The 653-nt window shown below is 66.3% G+C and carries 1 protein-coding gene; it reads right to left on the bottom strand.

Annotated features, from left to right (window positions below):
• A partial coding sequence (locus AC0L2F_RS35735; RefSeq protein ID WP_473251524.1) for a methyl-accepting chemotaxis protein occupies positions 1–653 on the bottom strand: 653 nt, incomplete at both ends.

Genomic DNA, 653 nt, shown 5'->3' with positions numbered 1-653 from the left:
GACAGCGTCTTGGCCGAGTGCAGCACCTCTTCCGAGGCCGAGCCGGTTTCAGCGGCGCCGCGGTTGACCTGGCCGATGTCGGTGGCGGCGGTCTGAGTGCCCTGTGCGACCGTCTGGACGCTGCGCGCGATTTCCTGCGTCGCCGCGCCTTGCTGCTCCACTGCGCTCGCAATCGACGTCGAGATCGACGAGATCTGGCCGATGGTCGCGCCGATCTCCTTGATCGCCGCAACCGACTCGGCCGTCGCCCCTTGCATGCCCGTGATGTGCGAGGAGATCTCGTCGGTGGCCTTCGCGGTTTGGCTCGCCAGCGACTTCACTTCGCTGGCGACAACTGCAAAGCCGCGGCCGGCTTCACCGGCGCGTGCCGCCTCAATGGTCGCGTTGAGCGCTAGAAGATTGGTCTGCTCGGCGATCGCCGTGATGAGCTTGACGACTTCGCCGATCTGCTGGGCGGCATGCGAGAGCTTGCCGATACGGTTATCGGTCTCCTTTGCCTGCACCACGGCAGCTTCGGCAATACGGCTGGAATCGCGGACCTGGCGGCCGATCTCCTCGACCGAGGCCGAGAGCTCTTCGGTCGCGGTGGCGACCGACTGCATGTTGCTGGAGGCCTGCTCGGAGACGTCGGCGACCTGGCTCGACAGGCTCTG

This window comes from Bradyrhizobium sp. Ken64 (genome assembly GCF_055807555.1).
The sequence above is the reverse complement of the archived record's forward strand: the minus strand, read 5'-3'. Positions and strand labels throughout refer to the sequence as shown.